Source organism: Streptomyces sp. NPDC005485 (assembly GCF_040606085.1).
Classification (GTDB): Bacteria; Actinomycetota; Actinomycetes; order Streptomycetales; family Streptomycetaceae; genus Streptomyces.
This window is the reverse complement of sequence record NZ_JBEXDZ010000025.1, coordinates 24,497-50,579: the sequence shown is the minus strand read 5'-3', so window position 1 is coordinate 50,579 and position 26,083 is coordinate 24,497. Positions and strand designations below refer to the sequence as shown.

The window sequence follows — 26,083 nt, the reverse complement described above, 5'->3', positions numbered from 1 at the left end:
TCAGTTCATGGCGCCGACCACCCTGGTCGAACTGTGGGAACAGCGGGTCGCGACCAACCCGGACTCGATCGCGGTCGTCGCGGGCGCGCAGCGTGCCACGTACGCGGACGTCGACCGGCGCGCCTCGGTGCTGGCCGCCGAACTGCGTGCGCGCGGCCTCGGCCCGGAGTCGCTGGTCGGTGTCTGTCTCGGCAGGTCGGTCGACATGGTCGTCGCGCTGCTCGGCATCCTCAAATCCGGCGCCGCCTATCTGCCGCTGGACCCCAGTTATCCGGCCGACAGGCTGCGGCGCATGCGGGCCGACTCCGGCGTAGGGCTGGTGCTCTGCGACGCCGCGCACCGGGAGCGGGCCCGGCAGACCGGGGCGGCCGAAGCGCTGGTGGTGGCGGACCTTCCCGAGGCTCCGCGCCGCACGGCCGGGATGGGGACACCGGGGGCCGCTTCCCCGCGCCCGGAGAATCTCGCGTACGTCATCTACACCTCCGGCTCGACCGGGCAGCCGAAGGGCGTGGCGGTCGAGCACGCGGCGATCAGCTCCTTCCTCGCGAGTGTGGCGGAGCGGCCCGGGCTCGGCCCCGACGACCGGGTCCTCGCGCTCACTCCGCTCTCCTTCGACATCTCGACCCTGGAGCTCTTCCTGCCGCTGACGGTCGGGGCGCGGGTCGTCATGGCTCCGGGGGCCGCCAACACCGATCCCGAGCTGCTCGCCGCCACCGTCGAGGAGGAAGGCGTCACGGTCGTGCAGGCCACGCCGACGACCTGGCGCATGCTCCTCGCGTCCGGCTGGAGCTCCGGCCGCGGACTGACCCTGCTCTCGGGCGGGGAGGCGCTGGATCCGCAGCTCGCCGCGGACCTTCTCGCCACGGGTGGCACGCTGTGGAACCTGTACGGGCCGACGGAGGCCACCGTGTGGGCGACCGCCGCCCGCATCGACCGCGCCGAGGGCCGCATCACGGTCGGCACGCCGCTCGCCAACGCCCGCGCCCATGTCGTGGACGAGCAGGGCCGTGAGGCCGGGCCGGGCGAGAGCGGCGAGCTGTGGATCGGCGGCGCGTGTCTGGCCCGCGGCTACCTGAATCGCCCGGCGCTGACCGCGGAGCGGTTCGTGCCCGACCCCTTCGGCGGCGACGGCGAACGCCTGTACCGGACCGGCGACCTCGCCCGGTGGACGTCGGACGGCCGCCTGGAGGTCCTCGGCCGCAACGACCACCAGGTCAAGGTGCGCGGCTTCCGCATCGAACTCGGCGAGATCGAGGCGTGCCTGCGCGGCCATCCGCTCGTCGCCGACGCCCTGGTCGTCGTGGACCGTGAGGCCGCGGGCGGCGATCAGCTCGTGGCCTATCTGACAGCGAGCGGACCTCTTCCCGAGCGCGCGATGGCCCAGGTGCGCGACCACCTCGGCGAGCGCCTGCCGGCGTACATGGTCCCGCAGGGCTACGCGCTGCTCGACGCGCTGCCCCGGACGCCCGCGGGCAAGGCCGACCGCAATGCCCTGCGCGGCATCGGCTACGAGCGGATCCGTGAGGCCGGCCGTGCGCACGCGAACACGCCGGTGCTGCCGGAGGCCGAGGTCATCGGCCGGGTGTGGGGCGAGGTTCTCGGGGTCGAGGACGTGTCGCCGCACGACGACTTCTTCACCCTCGGCGGTCAGTCGCTGTCGGCGGTCCCGGCGGTGGCCCGGCTGCGGGAACTGCTCGGGGTGCCCGTCGACGTGCAGGCGGTCTTCGCCCATCCGACACCGGCGGGGCTCGCCGAGGCACTGGCCAAGGCGGGGCCCGGCGAGGACGACCCGATCCGGCCGGCCGCCGCGCCGGTGCTGTCCTTCGGGCAGGAGCGCATCTGGATCTTCGAGCAGGTGCACAGCGGCGCACCCGCCTACCACCTGCCCGTCGCCCTGTCCCTCCCCGGCGAGCGCGTCGATGCGCGGGTGCTGGAGGCCTGCCTCTCCGAGATCGTCCGCCGGCACGAGACGCTGCGCACGACGCTGGTCACCGCCGACGGCCGCGCCCGGCCCGTGGTCCGCGAGGCCGCGCCGGTCACCGTGCCCTGCACCGAGCTGCCCGAGGAGGCTCTCGACGAGGCGCTCACGGAGCGCATCCGGGCGCCGTTCGACCTGGCGGAGGCTCCGCTGCTGCGCGCGGACCTGCTGCGCACCCCGGACCGGGACATCGTTCTGCTGACCATCCATCACATCGCGGTGGACGGCCGGTCGGTGGATCTGTTCATCCAGGAACTGGGCACGCTGTACACAGACTTGAGTGCCGGAGAGACGCCGGCATCGCCACCGGTCGCGGTGCGTTACGCGGACTACGCCCAGTGGCAGCGGGACCGGCTGCGGGGAGAGGAACTCGACCGGCTGCTGGGCTACTGGCGCAACCAGCTCGCCGGGGTGCCCGCGCTGGAGCTGCCGACCGCCCGGCCCCGGCCCGTGGTGGCCAGTCACCGCGGGGAACGGGAGCTGCTGCGGATTCCGGCCGAACTGGCGGGCCGCGTACGTGAGTTGTGCCGCGCGGAGGGCGTCACGCTGTTCATGGGACTGCTCGCCCCGCTGCAGGTGCTGCTCGGCCGGTACGCCGACGAGCGCGACGTCGCGGTCGGCACCCTGGTCGGCGGCAGGCCCAGGCCGGAGACCGCCGATGTCATCGGCTACTTCGTGAACACCGTCGTACTGCGCACCGATCTTTCCCGGGACCCGTCCTGGGTGGAACTGCTGGCCCGGGTGCGCGAAGTGGCGCTCGGCAGCTACACGCACCAGGAGCTGCCCTTCGAGAAGCTGGTAGAGGAGCTGTGTCCGGAGCGGGACCTGAGCCGCAACCCGCTCTTCCAGGTGCTGTTCGCCCTGCACGACGCGCCCGAACCCGGTTCGCTCACCGAGGCGTTCGACCGCAGGGAGCTGGAGGGAAGGCTCGGTACCGCCCGGTTCGACCTCGCCTTCGACATCACCGACCACGCGGCCGGGCAGGGCGATCTCTCGGTGTCGATCGAGTACGCCACCGACCTCTTCGACCAGCCCTTCGTCCAGCGCCTCGGCCGTCACCTGCTGCGGGTGCTGGAGCAGATGGCGGCCGGCCCCGCGAAGCGGCTGTCCGAGCTGGAGATCCTGGCCCCGGAGGAACTGCGGGAGCTGTCCGGCGGGGAGTCCGCCGACCCGTTGCCGGAGCCGAGCACGCTGGTGCGGATGTGGGAGCGCCGGGTGCGGACCTCACCCGAGGCCGTCTGCGTGGTGGCCGACGGCCGCTCGCTGACCTTCGCCGAGGTGGACCGCCGGGCCGCCGGGCTGGCGGGAGTGCTGCGCGCCAGGGGCGTGGGCCCCGAGCGCCTGGTCGGCGTGTGCCTGGACCGCTCGGCCGAGCTGGTGACAGCCCTGCTCGGCGTGCTCAAGGCGGGCGGCGCGTATGTGCCGCTCGACCCGGGCTATCCGGCCGACCGGTTGCAGTACCTGGTCGCCGATTCGGGTGTACGGCTGGTGGTGACGGACTCCGCCCACGCCGCCTCGCCGCTGTTCGGCGACGGGGTGGAAGCGGTGCGGGTCGACTCCGCCCCGGCCGCCGCACCCGGCCTGTCCACGCCCGAGGGCGCGCAGCCGCATCACCTGGCCTACGTGATCTACACCTCCGGCTCGACCGGAAAGCCGAAGGGTGTGGCGATCACCCACGCCAACATCACCTCGTTCCTGGAGTGGAACCAGCGGGTCTGCCGCCTGACCGAGCTGGACCGGGCGCTGCTGAACCACTCCGTGGCCTTCGACAACTCGGTCTGGGAGATCTTCCAGTGCCTGGTCTCCGGCGCCCAGCTGCATCTGGCGAGCGCCACCGCCGCGTACGACCCGACCGCGTTCCTGCGGCAGTTGGCGGAGCGCGGCATCACCACCCTGAACGCGACCCCGTCTCAGATGCGGATCCTGCTGGAGGCCGCGGAGGACACCGGGGCCGCCGAGAACCCGGGCGTGGTCGCCGCGGGTCTGGCCTCCGTGCGGCTGATCTTCACCGGCGCGGAAGCTGTACCGCACGACGTGGCGCGCCGTGTGCTGGCCGCCGCCGCGGACGGCTGCCAAGTGTTCAACGAGTACGGGCCGACGGAGGCCACCGTGACCTCCGCGGTCTGCCCGATCACCGAGGAACTGCTCGACCGGCACGCCCACCGGCCCAGCGTCCCGTTCGGCCGGGCCACCGACAACGCCCGGCTCTACGTGCTGGATCCGCAGCTGCGGCCGGTGGTGCCGGGCTGCCGGGGACTGCTGTACGTGGGCGGGACGGCCGTCGGCCGCGGCTACCTGGGCAAACCGGCCCGGACGGCGGAGGCGTATCTGCCCGATCCGTTCGCCGAGGAGGCGGGCGCCCGGATGTACGCGACCGGCGACGTGGTGCAGCTGCTGCCGGACGGCAACCTGATCTTCCTCGGCCGCGACGACCACCAGGTCAAACTGCGGGGCTTCCGCATCGAGTTGGGCGAGATCGAGGCAGCCCTGCGCACCCATCCGGCGGTGTCGGACTGCGTTGTCGCGGTGCACCGGACGGCCACCGGTGTGGAGCAGCTGGCGGCCTACCTGATCCCGGAGCAGGCGGCCGGCGAACCCGAACCGCCTCTTGTACCCGCACAGTTGCGTGAGCATCTGGCCGAGCAGCTGCCGCCGTACATGCTGCCGCAGAACTTCACCGCCATCGACCAGATCCCACTGACCCCCAACGGCAAGGTGAACCGCGAGGCACTGCCGGCGCCGCAGCCGATCGGTGCCCAGGAGGTGAGCGCCGCCCCGGCGACCGAGGGTCAGGCACTGGTGGTCGAGGTGCTGCGCGAATGCCTCGGTATCGAAAGCGAGCTCGGACCGGAGGACAACTTCTTCTCGGTGGGCGGGAACTCGCTGGCCGTCACCGCGGTCGCGACGCGGCTCGGTGAACACCTCGGCAGGCGTATCTCCCCGGTGCTGATCTTCCGGCACCCGACCATCGCGGGCCTTGCCGAGGCCCTGGAGGAATCGGCGTGACCAACAGGGCAGGCACGAACGGAGGAACAGGAAGCATGGGCAACACCGCAGGCAGCGTCGTCCTGGTCGACGCCTACCCCTCAAGCCACGCGCTGGCGAAAGCGTTCATGGAGCACGGCTGCGAGGTCGTCAGGGTGCAGAGCACGGTGGACGTGCCGAAGTGCTATCAAGGCGCTTTCGACACCACGGAGTTCAGCGACAACATCGTGCACCAGGGCGTGCTGGACGACACGGCCGAGGCGGTGGCCAAGCACGAGCCCGTCGCGGTGATCGCCGCCGGTGAGTACGGGGTCGAGCTGGCCGACCGGCTCAGCGAGGCGCTCGCTCTGCCCACCAACGGCACACGGCTCTCCCCGGCTCGCCGGAACAAGTTCATCCAGATCGACACGATCAAGGCCGCCGGGGTACGCGGAGCCCGCCAGAAGCTGATCGAGGACGAGGACTCGCTGATCGCCTGGCACCGCGAGATCGGCGGCCGGGTCGTGGTCAAGCCGCTGCGCAGCGCGGCCAACGACGGCGTGACCGTGTGCGACACCCCCCAGGAGTCGGCGGCCGCCTTCCGGCGCATCCTGGGGGCCACCACCGTCTTCTCGGAGGTCAACTCCTCCGCCGTCGTACAGGAATACCTGGTCGGCGGCGAGTACGTGGTGGACACGGTCAGCCGCGACGGCCACCACCGGGCCACCGACGTCTGGAAGTACAGCAAGATGTCGGTCCCCGGCGTCCGCGACCGCATCACGGCCGGGCACCTGATCGCCCCCGACTCCCCGGTTCGGCAGACGCTCGTCGACTACGCCTTCACCGTGCTCGACGCCCTGGGCATCCGGCACGGCCCGGCACATCTTGAGGTGATCCTCACCGACGAAGGGCCGTGCCTGGTCGAGGTGGGGGCGCGCATCGCCGGGGCGAACACCCCCTACTACGCCGAACTGGCCGCGGGCGAGTCGCAGAACACCTGGACGGTGGAGGCCTATCTCCACCCGGAGCGCTTTCTCGCCACCTACGCGCGCCCCTACCGGCTCGACCGGCATGTGACGGTGTGCTGGCCGACCGCACCGCAGGCGGGCAGGCTGCGCGCCTATCCGCTCCTCGACACCGTCCGGGAGCTGGAGAGCTTCAACAACGTGGAGGTCTTCGTACCGCCCGGCGGGCAGGTCGCCAAAACGGTGGACGACTCCACGAAGACGATCGCCGTCGGCCTGGCGCACCCGGTCGCCGAGACGGTCGAGCGCGACTACAACACGCTGTGCTACCTGGACGGGCCGGCGTTCTACGACGTGGACCCTGCCGCGTGAGACGGGCTCACGCGGCCGTCCCGTTCGTATCAGGAAGCGCATCACGGAGGCTTGGATGAACAGCAACGCACTGATGGAGATCCCCGGTTTCCCGCCCTTCGACCCCACCCATCCGGTGGAGAACGCGGTCATCACGCGCCTGGCGGGGAACTGGCACCGACGCGCGACGGTGAAGCGCAAGGAACCCGAACTGGAGGACCTGTTCGACGCCGAACGCCCGGACTACCCGGTGGGGATCGTGCCGTTCGTCGGCCACCCCGGCTGGGACGGACTGCCGGCCGAGGTCCGTGACTCCATGCTGAGCTGGGCGTGGCTGGCGTACAACCGGCACACCATCCTCGCCGAGCAGCGCATCGCCAATCCGGCCTTCGCCTTCGTCATCGAGGGCGAGTTCCCCTCGCTGGGCGGTCCCGCGCTGGAGACGTCGCTCGCCCAGGCCATGGTGGACGAGCAGTACCACACGCTGATGCATCTCAACGCCAGCACGATCACCCGGCAGCAGCGGAAGATCGAGCTGCCCGACTCGATCCTGCCGGCCCCGCACATCGTTGCCCGGCACCAGGAACTCCGGGACTCCTGCGCCGAGTCGTGGGAGCGCAAGCTCACCACCCTCGCCTTCGCCACCGTGTCCGAGACATCGATCAGCGCCTATCTGAATCTGCTGTCCGACGATCCCGACATCCAGGTCATCAACTCGACGACCGTGCAACTGCACAACCGTGACGAGATCTGCCACTCCTCCATCTCCGGTGAACTCGCCAAGACCGTCTACGACTTCCTGTCCGAGAAACAGAAGAAATTCTTCGTCGACACCATGATCACGGGACTGGAGGCATTTGTCGCCAACGATTACCGGACATGGCAGAGCATTCTTGACCTGCATGGTGTCGCCGATGCCGAACGCATGATTTCCGAGGTGCAGAACGACGCCGGACGGACAAACCTGGTACGCGACTTCAGCGGGCTGCACTCACTGCTTTCGGAGATGGACCTCCTCGACCGGGTCGAGTGGCCCTGGACAAACGGGAGTTGACCTGTTCGGGACCACGACGCCTGGGCGCATTCCGGTAAAGTACGGCCCATTGAACAAGTAATTGCCCGCCCAGTACCAGTCCGGGAGCCGTATCCATGTTCGCTGCCTATCGACAGGTTTTCGCCGAGCCGAAGCTCCGGCCCTTGATGACCATAGGGCTGCTGGCGAAGATGCCCGGCCTCGGCATTTCCGCGGTCATCCTCCTGCATGTCGTGAGCAATCTGGACCGCGGCTTCGGCGCGGCGAGCCTCGTGTCCGCGCTGTGGACTGCGGGGGCCGGGATCGGCGCGCCGTTCCAGGGCCGCGGTCTCGACCGGTACGGCCTGCGCAAGGTGCTCGCGCTGGTGGTGACGGCACAGTCGCTGTTCTGGGGACTGGCCCACCTCCTGCCGTATCCCGCGCTGCTGGCGGCGGCGTTCGTCGGTGGCCTGACGACGCTGCCGGCGTTCACGGTGATCCGGCTGGCGCTGGCGACCATGGTGACCGAGGAGAACCGGCACACGGCGTACGTGGTGGACTCGATGACCACCGACCTCGCCTACATGGTCGGCCCGTCGGTCGGCATCCTGCTCGCCTCGCAGGCCTCCCCCACGGTGGCGTTCCTCGTCATGGGTGCCCTGCTGCTCCTCTCCGGTCTCTCGTATCTGGTGCTCAACCCGCCACTGCAGAAGGCCCGCCCCAAGGACGGCCGCAAGCCCCGCCTCACCGACTGGCTGTCCCCCCGGATGGCGTGCGCGCTCGGGATGACCGTCGCCGCGTCGATCGCCGTGATCGGCTTCGAGGTCGCCGCCATCGGCACGCTGCAGCGATGGGGTCAGCTCCAGTGGAGCTGGCTGCTGCTGGTCGTCGCGGGTGTCGCGTCGGTGGCCGGTGGGCTCGTGTACGGCGGGATGCGCCGCCCGCCCTCCGTGTTCGTGGTCACCGCGGTCCTCGGACTGCTGTGCATGCCGATGGGCCTGGCCACCCAGTGGTACTGGCTGTGCCTGCTGGCCGTTCCCGCGAACTTCTTCGTGGCACCCGCCCTGTCCGCGACCGCGACCTCGGTGAGCCTGCTGGCCCCCGAGGGCAGCAAGGGCGTGGCCATGGGTGCGTACGCCAGCGCCCTCCTGATCGGCAATGTGGCCGGATCCCCGCTGGCCGGTGTGGTCATGGACCACGGCGGACCGGTCGCCTCCTTCGCGGCCTTCGGCGCCACGGCCGCGGTGATCGCCGGTGCGGCGTACCTGTGCGATGTGCGCTTGCGCGACAGCCCGGCCCCGACGGCCGAGCAGAACGAGCAGACGGAGGTGGTGGCGTCCTGATGATCTACGAACGGGAGTTCACTGGTGAAGATCGCTATAGTTGACGGCTACTCGACCGCCGCGTTCCTGGTGGAGAAGCTTCTTGAGCAGGGCGTCGAGTGCATCCACGTGCACAGCCAGGAGGTCCCTCCGGCGAGACTGCGCCACTCCTTCGTGCCGGCCCACTACTCCCTCGACCTCGGCTACTTCCCCCACCTCGACGACGCCGTGCGTGCGCTGAAGGACGCGGGAGTCGACCGGGTGGTGGCGGGCGCCGAGTGCGGGGTCATGGTGGCCGACACCCTCAACTACGAACTCGGGCTGCCCGGCAACGACTTCGACACGGTGCTGGCCAGGCGCGACAAGTACGCGATGGCCGGCCGGCTCGCCGCCGTCGGACTGGCCGCGCCGGTGGGAGTCGGCGCGACGGACGTGGACACCGCCGTCGGCTTCTTCGCCGCGGCCGGCTCTCCGGTCGTCGTCAAACCGGCCGCCAGCGCCGGCACGGACAACGTGCACATCTGCACCACCGCCGAACAGGTCCGGACGGCCTGCTCGGCCGTGCTGGGCAGCGACGACTACTTCGGCAATCCCAATCCCGCCGCGCTGGTGCAGAAGTACCTGGTCGGCACGGAGTACATCGTCAACACGGTGGCCGTGGGCGGCGTACAGAAGGTCTCCGACGTATGGCTGTCGATGAAGGCCTCAGGACCGACCGGCGCGCCGCTGTACGACTACCAGCAGCCGCTGTCGATGACCGCGGCTCATGTCGCCCCGCTGGTGGACTACGTACGGCGCGCGGTCACCGCGCTCGGCATCACCGACGGCGCCGCGCACAGCGAGGTGATGCTCACCGAGGACGGACCGGTGCTGATCGAGACCGGGGCGCGGCTGATGGGCGCCCTGCTGCCCGACGTCATCGAGAAGTACTCCGGCACCTCTCATGTGGAGCTGCTGGCCACGGCGCTGACCGACCCGCGCGGGTTCGCCGACTTCGACGACCGGGCCGTGCGGTGGAGCCGGACGGTCCGCAACGTGTGGTTGATCAACCGGCGCTCCGGGGTGTCCACGTCCTGGCAGGACCGCTTCCGCGAACTGCCCTCCTACGACCGGCTCGTCACCGGCGTGCGGGCGGGCGCTCCCCTCAGGCAGACCGTGGACATGGCCACGTCGCCCGGCTTCGTGTCCCTCGTCGCGGACACCGTCGAGGAGTTGGACCGGGACCTGGCGGCCATCCGGGACCTGGAGCGGGACGAGGGGTTCTACGTAGAGGCCGCCTGAGCGGTCTGCGGGAAGACGGGAGCGGCATCCCCGGTGCCCTGAGCACCGGGGACGCCGCCGTGTCCGCCCGCTTACGCGCCCAGCCGGGCGCGCAGCGCCTCCACGCCGAGGTCCGGCTCGTGCGCGGTGGCGGCGACCACCTCCGCCACGGCGTCCATCAGCTTCTGCGGCTCGGGCATGACCTCGGTGTCGTAGGTGAGACTGACCTCGACCGTGCCGGGCTGGTCCATGTAGTAATTGATCCACATCGCCGCCGTCGACGGGACCACCGGCCGGTCCCCCTCCCACAGCGGGGCGAGGAAGTCCCGCGACGCCGAAGTCGCCCTGGTCTCACCGTCGAAGGCCAGTGGGCGGGCGGGGGGAATGATGTTGAGGGCCACATTGCGGGGGGCCAGCGGCGCGACGTCGCGGATCGAGCGGCCGTACGTCGGCGGGAGCGCCTCGTTTGTCCGGGCGTGCGCGATCAGCCAGTCCGCCACCGCGGCGGGCTCCGGGCTCGGCGGCAGCATGACGTACGGCTCCACGAGCGGTCCGACGACCAGGACGTCCTCCGGCCGCGCGTGCCCGTGCCGCAGACTGAGCACCGGCTGCGGTCCCTCGGCGAACAGACCCGTCGCGAGGGCGGTGGCGGCGGAGAGCAGCTGCGCCCGGGTGAGACCGGTGTGCGCGACCGCGGCGGTCAGGTCGGCGGGCACCCGCGGCGGCAGCGACCGGTCGAAGTAGCCGTTGATCTCGAAGGGTTCGGGCCACTTGGACCGGCCTCCGGGCAGATGCAGCGGGGGGCCGGGGAGGGGGTGCTTTTCGAGCAGTCCGCTCCACTCGGACAGGCTCCGCTCCCTCTCCGCCTGAGCGGGCAGTGCGCGCACGAAGTCGGCGAAGCCGCGCCCTCGGGGCGTGTAGTCGCCCGTCCGGTAGGCACCGGCGAGGGCGCGGGTGAGCAGGCCGAGCGACCAGCCGTCGAGCAGGGAATGGTCGAAGGACAGTGCCAGCAGCTGTTCTCCGCCGTGCGCGCCGCGTACGAGGCAGACGCGGCCGGCGGGCTCGTGGCGCAGATCGATCTTGTCGAACAGCAGGGGCGCGAGGTCAAGCGCCACCTCCTTGGCCAGTCTGCCGTCGACGACCGGCGACTCGACGTCGCGGATCTCCAACTTGAGGGGTACGGGCTCCCGTTGGACCAGGCGGGGGCCGCGGTCGGTGGAGCGCAGCCGCAGGTGGAGCACGTCGGTGGCGAGGGAGACCCGCTCGACGGCCGCGGCGAGCCGAGCGGCGTCCAGCGGACCCTGCACCCGCAGCAGGTTCCACACCGGCTCCGCCGGATTCCTGCGCAGGTAGCCGTCGCTGTCCACCTCGCCGCCGGCGAGACTGCGCACGGGCATTCCGTAGGCCGGCAGGTCTTCGTACTCAGTGGGCACGACGGGACTCCCCAGCGCGTAGGACGAGAACGGCGTTGTGACCGCCGAATCCGAAGGAATTGCTCATGACCACGTCGACCCGGTGCTCCTGCGCGTGGTGCGGCACGAAGTTCAGCTTCTCGTCCATCGGCCGGTGGCAGTTGATCGTCGGGGGCACGACGCCGTGGTTGATGGCCAGCCCGGCGACGATCGCCTCCACCGCTCCGGCGGCGCCGATCATGTGGCCGGTCATGGACTTGGTCGAGCTGATGGGGATCCGCTCCGCGTGCGCGCCGAAGACCGCGCGCACGGCGTCCACCTCGGCCCGGTCGTTGGCCTTGGTGGAGGTGCCGTGCGCGTTGATGTAGTCGACGTCCGTCGGGTGCAGTCCCGCGTCGGCGAGCGCGCCGCTCATCGCGGCCCGGACGCTGCGGCCCTCGGGGTGCGGGGCCGTCCAGTGGTGGGCGTCCGAGGTGGACGCGTAACCCGCGACCTCGGCCAGGATCCGTGCGCCGCGGGCGCGGGCGTGTTCCTCGGACTCCAGGACCAGGACGCCGGCGCCCGCGCTCATCACGAAGCCGTCCCGGTCCGTGTCGAACGGCCGGGAGGCCTCCTCGGGCGCGTCGTTTCGGGTGGACAGGGCCTGGGCGTTGCCGCTGGTGGCGTAGTCGAGGCGGGTCAGGATGTGCTCGGCGCCGCCCGCGACGGCCATGTCGAGCACGCCGTGCCGGATCCAGCGCGCCGCCTCGCCGATCGCGTCCGCCCCGGACGCGCAGGCGGTGCTGAGCGCCCGGGTGGGGCCGGTCACCCCGAAGTGGAAGCTGATCTCGCAGGCCGCGCTGTCCATCGCCCCGGTGATCTGGGCGAAGGGGCTCACGCGCTGCGGGCCCTTCTCGGTCAGGACGGAGACGTGCCGGGCGACCGACTCGGTGGGGCCGTAGCCCGTGCCGATCAGTACGCCGGTGCGCTGCCCTTCCGCCTCGTCCAGGGTGAGTTCGGCCTGGGCCATCGCCTCGGCGGCGGCCGCAAACGCGTACTGCGCGTAGGCGTCCATACGGCGGGCCTGCTGGGGCTTCAGGTACTGCGCGACGTCGAAGTCCTCGACCTCGCCGCCGAAGTCGGTGGCCAGGCCGGTGGTGTCGAGGCCGGTGAGCGTGGCGATGCCGCTCCTTCCGGCGGTCAGTGCGGTCCAGGTGCGGTCGACGGAGGGGCCGAGCGGGGTGACGGCCCCCCAGCCGGTGACCACCACCTTCCGCCGCGTCCCCGTGGCAACTGTGGACAACCCGCTCTCCCTCACTCCCCGCCCGGTTCCCCGAGCACGGGGAAATCTCCGCCCGCGACGTCCGCGCCGAACAGGGCGTCCGACAGCCGTACGGGCACGTTGAGCACGACCACGTTCCCGGCCGCGCACTTCTCCCAGGCCCGTGCCACATCGGCCGCGAGTGACGCCTTGTCGGCCACGGTCACCTGGTGCAGGCCCACGAGCTGCGGCGCCTGCACCCCTACGGCTTCGGGGTCGACGAAGGCGTGGTCCGGCAACGGGCTTTCGCGCTGGTCGAGTTGGACCTGCAGCCAGCCGTAGCCGCCGTTGCGCAGCACGACGTAGAGCAGTCCGCCGCCGTAGCGGACCGCGGTCGGCAGGTCGGCGGCGGCCATGGCGAAGGCGCCGTCACCGACGAAGGCCACCACCGGCCGCTGGGGCGCGGCCAGTTTGACGCCGAGCGCGGCAGCGGCACCGAAGCCCAGGCTGGTCTGCTCGGAGGGCACGATCGAACCGGCCCCCGAGGCACAGGAGTAGAGCGGGAACCGATACGACCACATGTCCTGCAGGCCGTTCTCCTGCACCAGCACGCGGTCGGCGGGCAACTCCGCGTCCAGTGCCCGCAGCACCTCCGCGATGTGCAGGTCCGGGGAGTGCGCCAGCTCCTTGAGCCACTCCTGGTTCGCGGTGTGGATCCCGGCGTTCACCTCGCGGACGGTCGCGGCCCATGCCGGGTCCGCCGTGTCCTCCTGCCGCAGGTGGGCCAGCCAGGAGTCGACGGTCGCGCCCGCGTCGGCGAGCACCTTCGGTCCCTGCCGGTCGGTGGCGAAGTCGGCGGCCGCCAGGTTCACCTGGACGACCGGGACGTCCCGGCCGATGCCCTCGGGCCACTGGAACGTGGCCGTCTCCTCCAGCCTGCTGCCCAGCGCCACCACACAGTCGGTGTCCGCCCAGAGCCGCACCGCTTCCTTGGGGGTGTAGAGGCCGGACAGCCCGCAGAACAGCGGCGACGACTCGTCGACCGCGCCGCGACCGGACGCCGTACAGGCCACCGCGGCACCGATGCGCTCGGCGAACCGCTCGACCGAGCCACCTCCGTTGCGGTGCCGCATGCCGCCGCCGACCAGCACGATCGGCCGCCGCGCGGCGCGCAGCGTGCGCAGGGCGGCGGAATCGGCCGGGACGGTGATCTCGTACGGCGTCTCGGCCACGGTCGGCGCCGCCACGGCACCCTGCGTCGCCTTGCCGCCCTCGGCGAGCAGCTGCTCGGGCAACTCCACGTAGACCGGGCCGTGTTCGTGCCGGGCGATCAGCAGGGCCCGCTGCAGCGTGGGCACCAGCCGGTCGGGGTGTTCGACGCGCGCGGCGTACTTCACCAGGGGGGCGACCACGGCGAGTTGGTCGAGTTCCTGGAACGCCCCGCTGCCGCGGTGCTGCGCGGGCGTGCCGCCGCTGAGCAGCACCACCGGCGCCGCCGACGCGGACGCCTCCAGCAGCCCGGTGACCGTGTTGGTCACCGCGGGGCCCTTGCCCACCACGGCGACGGCGACCTCGCCGGACTGCATCGCCCAACCGGTGGCCATGAACACCGCGTTGCGCTGGTCGCGGCAGAGGACGAAGCGGATGCCGGCCTCGTGGAGCGCCGCCAGGGCGTTCATGTCGTCGCCGGGCAGACCGAACACGGTGTGCACGCCGGATGCGGACAGGACCGCGGCCGCGGTGGCCCAGGCTGCCGCCGCCGACGTGTCCGCGCTCCCGCTCATGACGCCTTCGGCAGGTAGTCGGCGATGGCCTTGGACAGCAGCATCGGCTCGGCGTGCCGTTCCTTGCCGAGGGCCACGTAGTTCGCGCGGATGCCGCGACCGCCGAACGGCTTGTTGCCGTCCTCGATCTCGACCAGGGTCTCGTCGGTGCTCACCATGTGCCGGTCACGCAGCACCGCGACGGTCTCGGGCATCCTTCCGAACACCGAGGCGGCCATGGAGCGTTCGGCGTAGTAGGGGTGCTTCAGCACGGTGTGCAACCACTCCGCCGAGGAGAACGGCACCACGTTGAAGACGGGTGCGAACAGCTCGGGGGGCAGGAACGTGGTGTCGGTCGGGTGGATCAGCACGGTCGGTCGCAGATGGCGGTCCATGAAGTCGATCCGGCCGCCGGCCGCGAGGAACTCCCGCTTGGTGCGCAGGTATTCGAGTGTCGACTCGAACGCCTCCTCGTAGAACATCGAGCTGTAGTCGGCCGACGCGTCGTCGGGTGTGCCGTGGCGCAGCGCGTCGACGCGCCGGCACAGCAGATTGCAGAACTGGGCACTGACCGACGTGTGCACGAACACCACGTCCGGACCGAAGCAGTCCTGGCCGGAGTTGAGCATGCGCACCTTCATCAGACCGTCGACCGCACTGCTCAACTGCGCGTCCGGGCCCACGACGACGGGGTTGATGCCCTGTCCGAAGAAGCAGAACAGCGTGTTGCGCGGCAGCTCGGCCCGGATCGACTCGGCGTTGTCGTACGAGCCGGTGAAGACCAGTACGTCGGAGGTGGCACCGGACTCGGCCATGAACTCGCGCTGCCCGCTGGCGTCCAACGTGATCGGCAGACCGTGCACGGCACTGAGCAGTTCGTGCAGTTTGCGGGTCTGTGCCTCGATCATCCGGGAGGGCCGGAAGACCAGCTTCTGGCTGTAGAGGCTCGGGATGAGGAGGTACAGGATGTAGCCGTACAGCGGGATGTTGGACGGCATCAGCACGCTGATCTGCCTGACCGGCGGCGGGCTGTAGCGGGCGACTTCGGCGACCGCGCCGTCGAGGGCCTCCAGGGAGGCGTCGATCTCGTCCACAGCAGTCCGGTGGTTGCTGACCTCGGTGAGGATGGCGAGGACTTCGGACCTGCGCTCGCTGAGCAGCCGGGCCACGTCCTGGAGCACGGTGATCCGGTCGCCGAAGGGGATCGCCGAACCGCCGGTGCCCGGAGCCGCGCCCGCCTTCGGCTCGCTCTCGGACTTGTCCGCTGCGCCCGCCCTGCCCTTCTGGGCGGCCTGTGCCATGTGGCGCAGTGCGGTGAGGTTGGTCTTGCCGTTGGTGTGGGCAGGGAACTCCGGTACGACGAGCACCTTGTTGGGCTGCTCGAACTCGGCGACCAGTTCGGCGAACGTCTTGCGCCACTGGGCGGCCGGGCGCTCCTCGGGATCGGCGACCACGTACACCAGCTCGGTGCCGAACCGCCCGTTCTCCACCGGGATGACGCGCACCGGCCTGCCGCAGGCGCTCGCCTTCGCCGTGATCGCGTCGGGGTAGAGGGTGTTGCCGAAGCGGTGCACGGCGGCCTTGCGGCCGAGGACGCGTACGTTGCCGTCCGCGTCGAGGAAGCCCAGGTCCTGGGTGCGGTAGGCGGCGCGGTGGGTCTCGCGGACACGGCCACCGGGTTCCAGTGTGCCCACCATGAGGTCGGGCGTGTGGATCACGACCTCGCCGACGTCGCCGGCCGGGACGGGCCGGTCCTCGTCGTCCACGACGCTCACCGTCACGCCGTCCAGGGGGAGGCCGCAGTACACCGGGTTGTCGGGGGCGGCCAGCGCGATGTTGCCCGCCTCGGAGCTGCCGTAGCCGTCGAGCAGCGGCCGGCCGAGCCGGTCGGCGAAGCGCTGCCGCAGATCGTCCTGCAGGGGTTCGCCGCCGACGCACCACATGCGCACCGACTCCAGCCGGGCGGCGTCGATCCGGCCGCGGTCGAGCATGCGCAGCAGGCCCTCGTACACGGCGGGCACCGCGTCCACCACGGTGACGCCCAGGTCGGCGATGGCCTCCAGGGCGACATCGGTGCGGCGGCTCGGCCGCAGGACCAGACCGGCCTTCGCCTGCCACCACAGCAGCAGTATGGACAGGCCGTACTGGTGGGTGAACGGGAGCAGCGGAAGCAGCACGTCCTTCTCGGTGTACCGCATCCGCTGCTGGGTGCGGGCCACGTTGGCGAGCACCGAACTGCCGGTCCGCACCACGCCCTTGGGCCGGCCGAGGCTGCCGGACGTCCACACGATCAGCGCGTCCTGGCGCTGTGCCCACCGGTCGAGCGACAGCTCGGCCGGCTCGCCCGCGGGCGCCTGCTCCGTCTCGGCCTCGATCTCGCTCAGCGGAATCCAGTCGGCGTCGAGCCGCTCGAACGCGGGCACCGACTTCTCGTGGTCGGAGACGAAGAAACTGGCCCCGGCCTCCTGTACGAGGCGCGCGAACTGGCCCGGTGTGACACCGCGGTCCACCAGGCCCACGGAGACGCCGATCTCCATCAGCGCGAACGTTGCCAGCACCGAGGCCGTGGAATTGGTCGCCGAGATCAGGACCCGGTCGGAATCACGTATGCCACGTTGACGCAGCGCACGCGCCATGCTTCCGCAATCGCTTCGGATCCGGTCCCACGAGCGACTTTCATCGTTGTGGCTGACGAGCACGTAGAAAACACCTCCGCTTTGATACGAATTCAGGCGCCCGGATCAGGCGGACAGGCTCTTTTCCACGTACGCGATCACGTCCGAAACCGTCTCCGCGCTCTCGGACAGGTCCTTTTTCGGGAGCGAGATGTCGAAGTGGTCGTCCAGCGCGAGAAACAGCTCGAACTTCAGCAGGGAATCGGCCTTCAGATCGGCGATCAAGGACATTTCTTCCGCCACCTGCTCCGGCGTCACGCACACCATTTCACCGAGAATGTTCTTCACGTCCTCGACGATCTGCTCTTTCGTCATGGCTCCTCCTGAAGTGAATGCCACCCGGACGGCACCCCGGAGCGGCCCAGCGCCCTTCGGACGCTAGAGGGAGCACCTCAAGCGCGAGTCAATCGTTCATGGACCGTTCTTGTGCCCATACGATCGCGACGGGAGAAGCCGGGCAAAAGCCTCAGAAATCGCCCTGGATCAGGGCGTGCAGATGCTGGTCGTGCCAGCCGTCGGCGTGCAGCAGTGCGGCGCGCATGGTGCCTTCAAGGGTGTAACCGGCCTTGGCCGCGACCCGGCAGGACGCCGGGTTCGCCACCGAGTGGCACAGCCGGAGCCGGTGCAGGCCGAGGTCGTCCAGGGCCCACCGGCTCAGACGCCGGGTGGCCTCGACGACGACACCGCCACCGCGCGCCGCGGGCAGTACCCAGTAGACGATCTCGGCGCTGCCACTCCTGAGGTCGAGGTCACCCCACCCGATCAGTCCCAGGGCTTCGCCTCCGCCGGGGCGGGCGATGGCCCAGATCGCCCCCGCCTCGGCCTGCCATCGCTCGTGCATGCGCGCGATCCTTCGGCGGGCGTCCTGCGGAGAGTCCACATGCAGAAGGTTCCAGAGCCGAATCGCGGGATCCTGACCGGCCGCCACCAGGACATCGGCGTCGCTCGCACGCCACGGCCGCAGTTCCAGTCCTCCGGCCAGACCGAGCGCCGGCTGTTCCGTACCGGCCATCCGGCCTGCGGGAACGACGGGGGGTACGGGCGAGCCGGAGGTCATTCCGGGATCGTGCCACATCCTTCCCGGCGCCCGTCGCCCGGCACCCGTGGCCCTGTGTCCCGGACCCGCCACGACCGCTCGCGAACCAGGGCGATCAACGCGCGGGCAGCGGCGCCGGGCGCCCGGTCGGCCGAAGTGGCCAGCTGGAGCGGCCAGTCCAGGTCGGCGCCCGTCACCGGCAGCACGGTGATGCCGCCCGCCCCACCGAGGACGAACCGGGGCAACAGCGCGATGCCCAGTCCGTGCCGGACGTACTCGGCACCGGTGCCTATGTCGTCGATCTGGAGGGTGACATGGCGCGGCACCCCGGCCGCGGCGAACGCGCGGTCGACGACGGCCCGGTTGCCGTAGCCGACCGGGAAGTCGATGAAGTCCAGGCCGGCGAGCTCACCGATGGGGACGGAGTCGCGTCCGGCGAAGGGGTGGCCGTCCGGGACGACGAGGTCGATCACCGAGCCGGTCAGACGGGTGAGCTCGATGCCGGGAGGGCGCGGCCCGGGCAGCGAGACGAACGCCAGGTCCAGCCGCCGTTCGGCAAGGGCGTCGAGGTGCCCTTGTGATCCGGAGGGCGTGGGGCCCGCCCGCAGCAGCACGCCGGGGTGGCGGCGGTGGTACTCGCCGAGCAGCGCGGGCAGGTCGAGGAGCCCGACCGAGGTCATGGTGCCCAGGCGCAGCGTGCCACGCAGACCACCGCGCACCTCGGCGACGGCGTCGGCGGCATCACGGGCCGCGTCGAGCGCGATCCGTGCCCTGGGCAGCAGTGCCGCACCGGCGTCGGTGAGCAGCACCCGCCTGGAATTGCGGTCCAGCAGTTGCGCGCCCAGTTCGCGTTCCAGGGCCTTGACCGCCGCGGAGACCGCGGACTGGACGATGTGCAGACGGGTCGCCGCGCGCGTGAAGTTCTGTTCTTCGGCGACGGCCACGAAGTACTCGAGATGACGGAGCTCCACGCCACAACTATCGCAGATCGCGATCGAAGTGAGCATAAATGTTCGTTGGACGCGATGGTCGGTGAGGCGCAGAGTGACACGAGCAAGACCGCCGGCGCCCACTACCGGACCACCTCCCGTCCGCCGACTTTCCGCCCATCCACCCGTCCTCACCGTTCCATCGGATCGGAGCAGTGCCATGACCGCGTCGACGCCCTCGCGTCTTCTCCTCACCACCGGCGGCGACTCGCGGACCGAGCCAGGGTCCGCCTCTACGACCTCTACGAACGATTCCGCGCCCGCCTCCCGGACCGATTCCGGCTCGCGCCGTCACGGCGTCGGCTTCTGGCTGGTCGCCCTGGCGTTCCTGGTCGCGATGGCGTTCTCCACCGTGCCCACTCCGCTGTATCCGCTGTACATGGCGCGGGACGGGTTCTCCACGTTCATGGTCACCGTCGTGTTCGCCGTCTACGCCGTCGGCGTGGTGATCAGCCTGCTGCTGGCCGGGCATGTCTCCGACTGGGTCGGCCGCAAGCGGGTCCTCGTGCCCGCACTGGCGCTGGAGCTGGTCGCCGCCGCGCTGTTCCTGACCAGCTCGGCGCTGCCGGTGCTGCTGGCCGCGCGGCTGATCACCGGGCTCGGTGTCGGGATGGTCACCGCGACCGCCACCGCGCACCTGCACGAACTGCACGCCGCGCACCGGCCCGGCGCCTCGGGACAGCGCTTCGAGATGGTCTCCACCGCGGCCAACATCGGTGGCCTCGGGGTGGGCCCGCTGGTTGCCGGGTTCCTGGCGCAGTTCGTGCACGCACCGCTGCGTACGCCGTACCTCGTGTTCGCCGTCCTGCTGCTGGTGAGCACGGTCGCCCTCGCCTTCGTTCCCGAGACGGTCGAGGAGCGGCTGGTCCGGCCCGCCTACCGGCCGCAGCGCATCAGCACCGACCACGGCGACCGCGCCGGTTACCTCGCCGCGTCGGCGGCCGGCTTCGCCTCGTTCGCGGTGTTCGGGCTCTTCACCTCGATCGCCCCGGGCTTCGTCGCCGGCGCGCTGCACCACCCCTCCCGCGCGCTGGCCGGTGGCATCGTGTTCGCGGTCTTCGGCGGCGCGGCCCTCGCCCAGACACTGACCAACCGGTTGCCCGCCCCGGCGAAGCGGGCCCTGGGCCTGCTCGCCCAGGCCGCCGGTGTCGTCACTGTCGTGATCGGCATGCACACCGCCGACCTCGCGACGTTCCTGGTCGGCGGCGTCGTCGCCGGCATCGGAGCCGGGGTGCTGTTCAAGGCGGCCGTGGGGACCGTCGTCGCGATGGCCGCACCGGCCAAGCGCGGCGAGGCGCTCGCCGGGCTCTTCTTCCTCTCCTACCTCGGGCTGATCATTCCGGCCCTCGGCCTCGGCCTCGCCACTCTCACCGTGACCGCCACCACCGCCATGACCTGGTTCACCGGGATGCTCCTCACCCTGCTCGCGGGCGTGGCCGTCCTCGCCCGCCGCCGCTGAGCACGGGCGACACCGAAACCGCCTCCGGCGAGATCGCCGCCGGGCGTCAGCGGCCCGCCCGGACCAGTCCGGTCAGGTAGCGCCACAGCGAGGAACGCCGGCGGGAGACCGGGTCCGGCAAGTCCGTGCCGGGGGCGGCCGGTCGGGGGCCGGTCGCCGTCAACGGGGCGGGTGTCGAGGCGAGTTCGTACCGTACGGGCAGGGAGCGCAGCCCGCGCATGAACGGGGAGGAGCGCCACGGCAGTTGGTCGACGGGGAGGGCGAGGTCCAGATGGGAGAACCGCTCGAACAGCCGCCCCACGCCCACCGCGGCGACCGTCGACGCGAGTTCGCGTGCCGGGGCCGGGCACTGGCGGCGGCCCGCGCCCCAGGACAGGTGAGCCCGGGTGCTGATCGTGGTGCTCGGCGCCACATGGTCGGCGAAGAGCGGGTCGGCGTGCGCGGCGGCGGAGGAGACCCAGACGGGGTCGCCCGCCCGGATCAGGTAGTTGCCGAGCGGGGTGTCCTCGGCGGCGAAGCGCGGCACGAAGTTCACCAGCGGCGGCTTGCGCATGACGGCGCGGTTCATGGTCTCCCGGAGCATCCCCGCGGACAGGCTGGCCCGCACACCGCCGTCACCCGAGATCACCTCGACCACGGTGTTGGAGATGAGGATGCCGACGTGGTCGGAGGTCATACCCAGCAGCATGAACAGTTCACGGGCCAACTCTTCCAGCGAGAGACCGGGATGCGCGGCCAGCAGGTAGGAGGGGAAGTCGTCCCCCGGCTTCCGCTGCTTCGCCGCCCCGAGTTCCGCCAGCGTCGCGAGCAGCCGCTCCAGCGCGGTCTCCGCGTCCGGCCCGGCGTCGAGCACCCGCCACATGTCCATCAGAGCGTCGTCGCCCTGGGATCCGGGGAAGCCGAGCAGGTGGCTGGCCGCCATGAGCGGCAGTGGCCGGGAGAACTGCGCCGACAGGTCCGCCACACCTGTGCCGCCCCCCTGTCCCACCAGGGTGATCAGCTCGTCGGCGTAGGCGGTCACGGCCGTCTTCAGCCGCTTCGCCTGGGGGTGGCGCGGGTCCTGGAACGGCTTGAGTGCCACATCCCAGGCCGCCCGCAGCCGCCCGTAACCCGAACCGCCCTGGATCAGCACGTGGTTGACCTCCAGGGACGGACCCAGTGGCCAGTCGGCCGGCACCCGGCCCTCCGAACGGGCCCGCCAGTTCTCCAGCCCCTTCGGCCAGCCCTCGTCGTCCTGGAGCACCTGGAGTGCCTCGCGGTAGCCCAGCACCAACCAGGCGGGGGTGCCCAGCAGATCGACCGGCGCGACCGCGCCGTGCCGCTGCCGCAGCCGCTCGTAGACGAGCGCGGGGCGCGTCTCGTAGTCGCGGGTCAGCAACGGTTCCGGGTTCAACGCCTCCAACGGGGTGTCGTCCCGTATGTCGCCCAGCTCCGCCGAACCGCCGCCACCCAGCTGGGATTCCATCGCCTTGCCGCCCTCCGATACTCCCCGTACCGACACTCCCCGTACCGGCGCACTGTCGGTCGGTGACTACGAATTGGGGGGACCTTACCTCAGGACGAACCCGCGAGTAGCCACGGGGGCGCGGAGTACGACGGTCCGCTACGAGTGCCGTCGCGGGGATGGCGTCGTGCCCGCCGGGCGGCGAGGATGCTGCTTCGCGGGAAAGGCTCGGAGAAGGCCGCGGAGCAGACCCGGAGCAGACCCGGAGAAGGCCGCGGAGACCGGTACGCCGAGATCGGAGGAGCCGTCCGATGGGTTCACACGCAGCGCCCGGCCACCGCGGACGCGCCCTGCTCATACCTCTCGGCCTGCTGCTCCTGGCCGCCCTCCTCGGTATCCCCCGTGCCGACGGGGCACCGCGGTCGGCGGACGCCTGCCACACCACCGACGCCGAACTGCCCCACGGCGACTGCGGACCCTTCTGGCAGGTCCTCGCGGAGGACTTCAACGGGGATCGGGTGCCCGTGGGCGCGTTCAGCGACTGCGAGCACCGTGTCGACACCTCCGCCGCGTACTGCGCGGGCCTGAGCGGCTCGTACCGCGACAACTGGTGGGCGTACCCGACCGGTTGGCGCGACACGGCGAACGACCGGGGCCGGGACGTCGTGGGCGTCTACCACCCGGAGGACACCGTGAGTGTGGGGCCCGCGGAGAACGGCGACGGGCGGATGCACATCCGGATGTGGCGGCCCGACGACGGCGGCCCCGTGCACGCCGCGGCGCTCGTGCCGCGCGCCGTCATGCAGATGAAGTACGGCAAGTACAGCGCCCGCATCAAGGTGACGAAGGTCGCTCCGGGCTACAAGTCCGCCTGGCTGCACTACGGCGAGGGCTGCGAGATGGACCACCCCGAGGGCGAGTGGACCGGCTCCCTCACCGCCTTCCACCATCCGTGCGGCGGAGGCAAGCAGGGTTACTTCCCGGGAAGCGACGACTGGACGCAGTGGCACACCGTCTCGACCGAGTGGACGCCGGGCGAAGTGCGGTTCTTCGTGGACGGCCGGGAGACCGGACACGACACCCGCGGCGTGCCGGACCACCCCCTGTCCTGGGTGCTGCAGAACGAGAGCGCGCTGGAGGGGCCCGGCGCGGCCCCGGGCAGCAGCGCCCAGCTCGACGTCACCTGGGTCGCGGCGTACGCGTACGACTGGAAGTGACCGCCAGGGGGCGGCGCGGAGGGCGCCGGGCCCCGCTTCCGTAGCGCCCTCAGCCCCGCTCCGGCACCGCCATCTCCCCGAGAAGCGACCAGTCCTCCTGCGGCACCTCCATGTTGACGATGCGCGGCGTCTCGGCGAGGTGCGGCGGCAGGGTCTGCTGCGCTTCCTCGAAGTGAGCGGACCGGACGTGCGCACCGCCCGCCTCGCCGTCGCGGAAGGCCTCCACCAGGACGTACTCGTTCGGGTCGTCGAGGCTGCGGGACCACTCGAACCACAGGCAGCCCGGCTCGGCGCGCGTCGCGCGAGTGAACGCTTCGGTGATCTCCGGCCAACGGTCGGCGTGCTCGGGCAGGACCCGGAATTTCGCGGTGATGAAGATCATCGGTCTCCCTGTCGGCTCATCGCACTCGCACTGCTCTCCACGACCTTGTCGTGAGCGTCAGGCCGTGTCCACACGGCGTTCGGACGGGCGGGTGCACACGAGGTCGGGAAGGCGGGAATGCGAGGGCCGGGGCCGCTGTTACACCGCATGTGATTGACATGCCTTGGTCAATATTCCGAGGTGTGTCGGGTGGAAGGAGAACCTCATGGCACGCAGCACCGCACGCCCCGTCGTCACACTCCGGTCGACGGCCGGAACCGGCGTCACCTATGTGACGCGCAAGAACCGTCGCAACGACCCCGACCGGCTCGTCCTGCGCAAGTACGACGCGGTGGCCGGACAGCACGTCCCGTTCCGGGAGACACGCTGACCCGGGTACGCCGTCACCAGCCGAGCCGTCACCAGGAAGGACACCCCATGAAGTCCCGTATCCACCCCGCATCCCGTCCGGTCGTCTTCCGTGACCGCGCCGCCGACGCCACGTTCCTCACGCAGTCGACCGCCGACTCGGCCAGGACGATCGAGTGGGAGGACGGCAACACCTACCCGCTGATCGACGTCGAGATCTCGTCGGCGAGCCACCCGTTCCACACGGGGACCTCGCGGGTCCTGGACACGGCCGGCCGAGTCGAGCGCTTCGAGCGCCGCTACGGCCGCGCGGCCACCGCCCGCCACTGACAGCGGGCTCGCGCCCGGGCAGAAGGAGAACAGCACCATGAAGGTACGCAATTCCCTGCGCGCGTTGAAGTCCAAGCCGGGGGCCCAGGTGGTCCGACGGCGAGGCGTGACCTTCGTCATCAACAAGAAGGACCCGCGTTTCAAGGCCCGTCAGGGCTGACGACGCGCACGTCCCAGGCGTACGACGGCTTCGGGCCCCCGTGGATCACGGGGGCCCGAGGCGTGGGTGGGGCAACCGGCTGCCGTCCCGACCTGTCCCCTGCCCGAGGCCATGGACGGCCGACTCCGGGGAAACCGACGGGGCATGGACACAAGGAGTGTGACGCGCGCCTGGGCCCTGGCCGCCGCGCTGGCAGCCCTCCCCCTGGCGGGAGCGTGCGGCGGAGCGGACCACGGCGGCAACGGCAGCAACGGCAGCAACGGTGACGGCTTACGGGCGGCCGGCGCGGAGCCCGCGCCTTCGCGGGGGACGCGGCTGGTCATCACCACCGACAACGGGGTGCGACTGCGTCCCGCCGACGGCGACCGGGTCGTCGCCGACCGGCACATCCGTACCCACTGGTCCCACCAGGACCGCACCTGGGTCCTGGACCTGTCGTGCCGGACGGACGACAAAGGCAAAAGCGACGGCGACGGCGACGGCCGACCGTGCCCCCGTATGCCCGAAGTCGACATCCCCGCCGGGACCTCAGTCTCCGTCTCCGCCCGCAACGCCGGCATCGACGTCGCCGGAGTCTCCGCCGCCCTGGAATTGGCGACTGTGAACGGCGACGTGACGGTGACCCGCTCGGGCGACGGCGCACGCGCGGCCCGGCTGACGACCCGCAACGGCTCGATCCGCGCGGACACCCTGCGCAGCGCGGGACTGCACGCCGAGACGGTGAACGGCGATGTCGTGCTCGGCTGCGCGACCTCCCCTGACCGGGTCACCGCGGCCACCACCAATGGGTCGGTCCGGGTCACCGTGCCGCACGACTCCCCCGCCTACCGGGTGAGGGCAACCACCGACAACGGTCGCGCCTCGACCGACGTCCGCACCTCCGAAGCGGTACACCGCACCATGACCCTCAGCACCGTCAACGGCGACGTCACCGCGATCCGCGAGTAGCCTCGCGCAGCAGCTCCCGCTGTGCGGCGGCGCTGTCCAGCAGCATCTCCAGCGCGGTGGGATAGGCGCTGTCGACCATGCGGGCGGCCAGCAGGGGCGCCGCCTCGGCGATCCGGGGGTGGGTGACGCGGGGAAGGCGGGCGTATGTCGAGCGCCACATGTCCTCGTCGGCGCTGAGGCTTTCGCGCGGCAGGGCGAGCGAGGCGGCGTCGAGCGCGGCGAAGGCCAGGGTCTGGTCGATGAAGGCCTGGTAGATCCGCACCGTGTCCGGCAGCGGGAAGCCCGCGGTGCGCAGCACGTCGAGGATGGCCTCGTCGGCCGCGAGCTCGTGCGCCCGGCCGGTGACCCGGTTGGCGGTGAGCAGCGCCGCCTGCGGATGCGCGACGTACACGGCGTGGATGCGCAGCCCGAGGGCGCGCAGGTCCGCCCGCCACTTCCCTGTGGGCCGCCAGCCGTGCAGCGCCTGGCCGATCAGGGCGTCGCCGATGGCGAGCGTCAGGTCGTCCATGCCGCGGAAGTACCGGTAGAGGGTGCTGGGGTCGGCGTCCAGGGCCAGGCCCAGGCGGCGGGCGGTGAGTCCGGCGCTGCCGTGCTCGCGCAGCATCCGCAGCGCGGTCTCGACGATCAGCTGCTCGGACAGCACGGTGCCGCTCTTGGTGGGACGTCGTCGGCGCCGCTTCTCCTCGGGAACCACCGCTTTCGGCACCGCGTCTCCTCGCCCCCACCCTTATGCCAACGCCATTGACCTTATCCCGGCGCGCGGCGTTGTATCTGCCGGCAGGGGCGCCGGTCCACGCGGGCCCGCCCTGACCCCGAGGAGAGGAAGTG

The 26,083-nt window shown here is 71.2% G+C and carries 21 protein-coding genes; 11 read left to right on the top strand and 10 right to left on the bottom strand.

Going from position 1 to position 26,083, the window contains the following annotated elements:
- Window positions 1-7 precede the first annotated feature (7 nt).
- The 5 genes from ABZS97_RS11580 (at window position 8) to ABZS97_RS11560 (ending at window position 9,873) form a co-directional block, all read left to right on the top strand.
- Window positions 8-4,984, top strand: a complete 4,977-nt coding sequence (locus ABZS97_RS11580) for an amino acid adenylation domain-containing protein (RefSeq protein WP_356136294.1) — start codon at window positions 8-10, stop codon at window positions 4,982-4,984.
- Between the two features lie 35 nt (window positions 4,985-5,019).
- The gene (locus tag ABZS97_RS11575) at window positions 5,020-6,279 is read left to right on the top strand and encodes an ATP-grasp domain-containing protein (protein ID WP_356136292.1); all 1,260 of its coding nucleotides are present in this window, start codon (window positions 5,020-5,022) and stop codon (window positions 6,277-6,279) included.
- Window positions 6,280-6,334: 55 nt separating this feature from the next.
- Window positions 6,335-7,312, top strand: coding sequence for a diiron oxygenase (locus ABZS97_RS11570; protein ID WP_356136290.1), 978 nt, complete (start codon window positions 6,335-6,337; stop codon window positions 7,310-7,312).
- Window positions 7,313-7,407: 95 nt separating this feature from the next.
- On the top strand, window positions 7,408-8,613 hold the full coding sequence (locus ABZS97_RS11565) for an MFS transporter (protein WP_356136288.1): 1,206 nt from the start codon (window positions 7,408-7,410) through the stop codon (window positions 8,611-8,613).
- A 24-nt stretch (window positions 8,614-8,637) separates the two neighbouring features.
- On the top strand, window positions 8,638-9,873 hold the full coding sequence (locus ABZS97_RS11560) for an ATP-grasp domain-containing protein (protein WP_356136286.1): 1,236 nt from the start codon (window positions 8,638-8,640) through the stop codon (window positions 9,871-9,873).
- A gap of 71 nt (window positions 9,874-9,944) precedes the next feature.
- Here the strand turns inward: ABZS97_RS11560 and ABZS97_RS11555 are convergent, their stop codons facing one another.
- The 7 genes from ABZS97_RS11555 to ABZS97_RS11525 form a co-directional block, all read right to left on the bottom strand.
- Window positions 9,945-11,285, bottom strand: coding sequence for a condensation domain-containing protein (locus ABZS97_RS11555; protein ID WP_356136284.1), 1,341 nt, complete (start codon window positions 11,283-11,285; stop codon window positions 9,945-9,947).
- Window positions 11,275-12,546 carry a beta-ketoacyl-ACP synthase II gene (gene fabF / locus ABZS97_RS11550; protein ID WP_356136282.1) on the bottom strand — a complete coding sequence of 424 codons (1,272 nt, stop codon included), beginning with the start codon at window positions 12,544-12,546 and terminating at the stop codon, window positions 11,275-11,277. The genes ABZS97_RS11555 and fabF overlap by 11 nt, the downstream gene beginning before the upstream one ends.
- Before the next feature lie 11 nt (window positions 12,547-12,557).
- On the bottom strand, window positions 12,558-14,288 hold the full coding sequence (locus ABZS97_RS11545; RefSeq protein WP_356136280.1) for a thiamine pyrophosphate-binding protein: 1,731 nt from the start codon (window positions 14,286-14,288) through the stop codon (window positions 12,558-12,560).
- Window positions 14,285-16,966 carry an aldehyde dehydrogenase family protein gene (locus tag ABZS97_RS11540; protein WP_356136278.1) on the bottom strand — a complete coding sequence of 894 codons (2,682 nt, stop codon included), beginning with the start codon at window positions 16,964-16,966 and terminating at the stop codon, window positions 14,285-14,287. The genes ABZS97_RS11545 and ABZS97_RS11540 overlap by 4 nt, the downstream gene beginning before the upstream one ends.
- Window positions 16,967-17,008: 42 nt before the next feature.
- Window positions 17,009-17,257 carry an acyl carrier protein gene (locus ABZS97_RS11535; protein WP_356136276.1) on the bottom strand — a complete coding sequence of 83 codons (249 nt, stop codon included), beginning with the start codon at window positions 17,255-17,257 and terminating at the stop codon, window positions 17,009-17,011.
- A 151-nt stretch (window positions 17,258-17,408) separates the two neighbouring features.
- Window positions 17,409-17,999 carry a GNAT family N-acetyltransferase gene (locus ABZS97_RS11530; RefSeq protein ID WP_356136274.1) on the bottom strand — a complete coding sequence of 197 codons (591 nt, stop codon included), beginning with the start codon at window positions 17,997-17,999 and terminating at the stop codon, window positions 17,409-17,411.
- Window positions 17,996-18,949 (bottom strand): LysR family transcriptional regulator, encoded by a 954-nt coding sequence (locus ABZS97_RS11525; RefSeq protein ID WP_356136272.1) that lies wholly within the window; start codon window positions 18,947-18,949, stop codon window positions 17,996-17,998. Before ABZS97_RS11525 ends, ABZS97_RS11530 begins: the two co-directional genes overlap by 4 nt.
- 178 nt (window positions 18,950-19,127) lie before the next feature.
- Between ABZS97_RS11525 and ABZS97_RS11520 the strand changes: the two genes are divergently transcribed.
- Window positions 19,128-20,426: an MFS transporter gene (locus ABZS97_RS11520; protein ID WP_356136270.1), complete on the top strand. Its 1,299-nt coding sequence runs from the start codon at window positions 19,128-19,130 to the stop codon at window positions 20,424-20,426.
- A 46-nt stretch (window positions 20,427-20,472) separates the two neighbouring features.
- Here ABZS97_RS11520 and ABZS97_RS11515 read toward each other — a convergent pair whose 3' ends face one another.
- Window positions 20,473-21,891 carry a cytochrome gene (locus tag ABZS97_RS11515; protein WP_356136268.1) on the bottom strand — a complete coding sequence of 473 codons (1,419 nt, stop codon included), beginning with the start codon at window positions 21,889-21,891 and terminating at the stop codon, window positions 20,473-20,475.
- 290 nt (window positions 21,892-22,181) lie between these two features.
- On the opposite strand from ABZS97_RS11515, the gene ABZS97_RS11510 reads away from it, so the two are divergent.
- On the top strand, window positions 22,182-23,087 hold the full coding sequence (locus ABZS97_RS11510) for a glycoside hydrolase family 16 protein (protein ID WP_356136266.1): 906 nt from the start codon (window positions 22,182-22,184) through the stop codon (window positions 23,085-23,087).
- Between the two features lie 49 nt (window positions 23,088-23,136).
- Here ABZS97_RS11510 and ABZS97_RS11505 read toward each other — a convergent pair whose 3' ends face one another.
- Complete coding sequence (locus ABZS97_RS11505) at window positions 23,137-23,469, bottom strand: putative quinol monooxygenase (RefSeq protein ID WP_356136264.1); 333 nt, start codon at window positions 23,467-23,469, stop codon at window positions 23,137-23,139.
- A gap of 205 nt (window positions 23,470-23,674) precedes the next feature.
- On the opposite strand from ABZS97_RS11505, the gene rpmG reads away from it, so the two are divergent.
- The 4 genes from rpmG (at window position 23,675) to ABZS97_RS11485 (ending at window position 25,255) form a co-directional block, all read left to right on the top strand.
- On the top strand, window positions 23,675-23,839 hold the full coding sequence (rpmG, locus tag ABZS97_RS11500) for a 50S ribosomal protein L33 (protein WP_356136262.1): 165 nt from the start codon (window positions 23,675-23,677) through the stop codon (window positions 23,837-23,839).
- A gap of 47 nt (window positions 23,840-23,886) precedes the next feature.
- Window positions 23,887-24,147, top strand: a complete 261-nt coding sequence (locus tag ABZS97_RS11495; protein WP_356136260.1) for a type B 50S ribosomal protein L31 — start codon at window positions 23,887-23,889, stop codon at window positions 24,145-24,147.
- Window positions 24,148-24,184: 37 nt separating this feature from the next.
- A complete protein-coding gene (gene ykgO, locus ABZS97_RS11490) occupies window positions 24,185-24,307 on the top strand; it encodes a type B 50S ribosomal protein L36 (RefSeq protein WP_356136258.1) in 123 nt (40 codons plus the stop codon).
- Window positions 24,308-24,451: 144 nt separating this feature from the next.
- Entirely contained in the window at window positions 24,452-25,255 is an 804-nt protein-coding gene (locus ABZS97_RS11485) for a DUF4097 family beta strand repeat-containing protein (RefSeq protein ID WP_356136256.1), read from the top strand.
- On the opposite strand, the gene ABZS97_RS11480 is transcribed toward ABZS97_RS11485, so the two are convergent.
- Window positions 25,236-25,961, bottom strand: coding sequence for a TetR/AcrR family transcriptional regulator (locus ABZS97_RS11480; RefSeq protein ID WP_356136254.1), 726 nt, complete (start codon window positions 25,959-25,961; stop codon window positions 25,236-25,238). The two genes, ABZS97_RS11485 and ABZS97_RS11480, sit on opposite strands and share 20 nt — an antisense overlap.
- Window positions 25,962-26,083: the final 122 nt, after the last annotated feature.

What these genes read in the sequence shown, in the direction of transcription:
- ABZS97_RS11535 (WP_356136276.1), bottom strand. Translation starts at nt 17,257, where the DNA reads ATGACGAAAGAGCAGATCGTCGAGGACGTGAAGAACATTCTCGGTGAA.
- ykgO (WP_356136258.1), top strand. Translation starts at nt 24,185, where the DNA reads ATGAAGGTACGCAATTCCCTGCGCGCGTTGAAGTCCAAGCCGGGGGCC.
- ABZS97_RS11570 (WP_356136290.1), top strand. Translation starts at nt 6,335, where the DNA reads ATGAACAGCAACGCACTGATGGAGATCCCCGGTTTCCCGCCCTTCGAC.
- ABZS97_RS11545 (WP_356136280.1), bottom strand. Translation starts at nt 14,288, where the DNA reads ATGAGCGGGAGCGCGGACACGTCGGCGGCGGCAGCCTGGGCCACCGCG.
- ABZS97_RS11485 (WP_356136256.1), top strand. Translation starts at nt 24,452, where the DNA reads ATGGACACAAGGAGTGTGACGCGCGCCTGGGCCCTGGCCGCCGCGCTG.
- ABZS97_RS11580 (WP_356136294.1), top strand. Translation starts at nt 8, where the DNA reads ATGGCGCCGACCACCCTGGTCGAACTGTGGGAACAGCGGGTCGCGACC.
- ABZS97_RS11530 (WP_356136274.1), bottom strand. Translation starts at nt 17,999, where the DNA reads ATGACCTCCGGCTCGCCCGTACCCCCCGTCGTTCCCGCAGGCCGGATG.
- ABZS97_RS11505 (WP_356136264.1), bottom strand. Translation starts at nt 23,469, where the DNA reads ATGATCTTCATCACCGCGAAATTCCGGGTCCTGCCCGAGCACGCCGAC.
- ABZS97_RS11510 (WP_356136266.1), top strand. Translation starts at nt 22,182, where the DNA reads ATGGGTTCACACGCAGCGCCCGGCCACCGCGGACGCGCCCTGCTCATA.
- ABZS97_RS11575 (WP_356136292.1), top strand. Translation starts at nt 5,020, where the DNA reads ATGGGCAACACCGCAGGCAGCGTCGTCCTGGTCGACGCCTACCCCTCA.
- ABZS97_RS11520 (WP_356136270.1), top strand. Translation starts at nt 19,128, where the DNA reads ATGACCGCGTCGACGCCCTCGCGTCTTCTCCTCACCACCGGCGGCGAC.
- ABZS97_RS11565 (WP_356136288.1), top strand. Translation starts at nt 7,408, where the DNA reads ATGTTCGCTGCCTATCGACAGGTTTTCGCCGAGCCGAAGCTCCGGCCC.
- rpmG (WP_356136262.1), top strand. Translation starts at nt 23,675, where the DNA reads ATGGCACGCAGCACCGCACGCCCCGTCGTCACACTCCGGTCGACGGCC.
- ABZS97_RS11515 (WP_356136268.1), bottom strand. Translation starts at nt 21,891, where the DNA reads ATGGAATCCCAGCTGGGTGGCGGCGGTTCGGCGGAGCTGGGCGACATA.
- ABZS97_RS11495 (WP_356136260.1), top strand. Translation starts at nt 23,887, where the DNA reads ATGAAGTCCCGTATCCACCCCGCATCCCGTCCGGTCGTCTTCCGTGAC.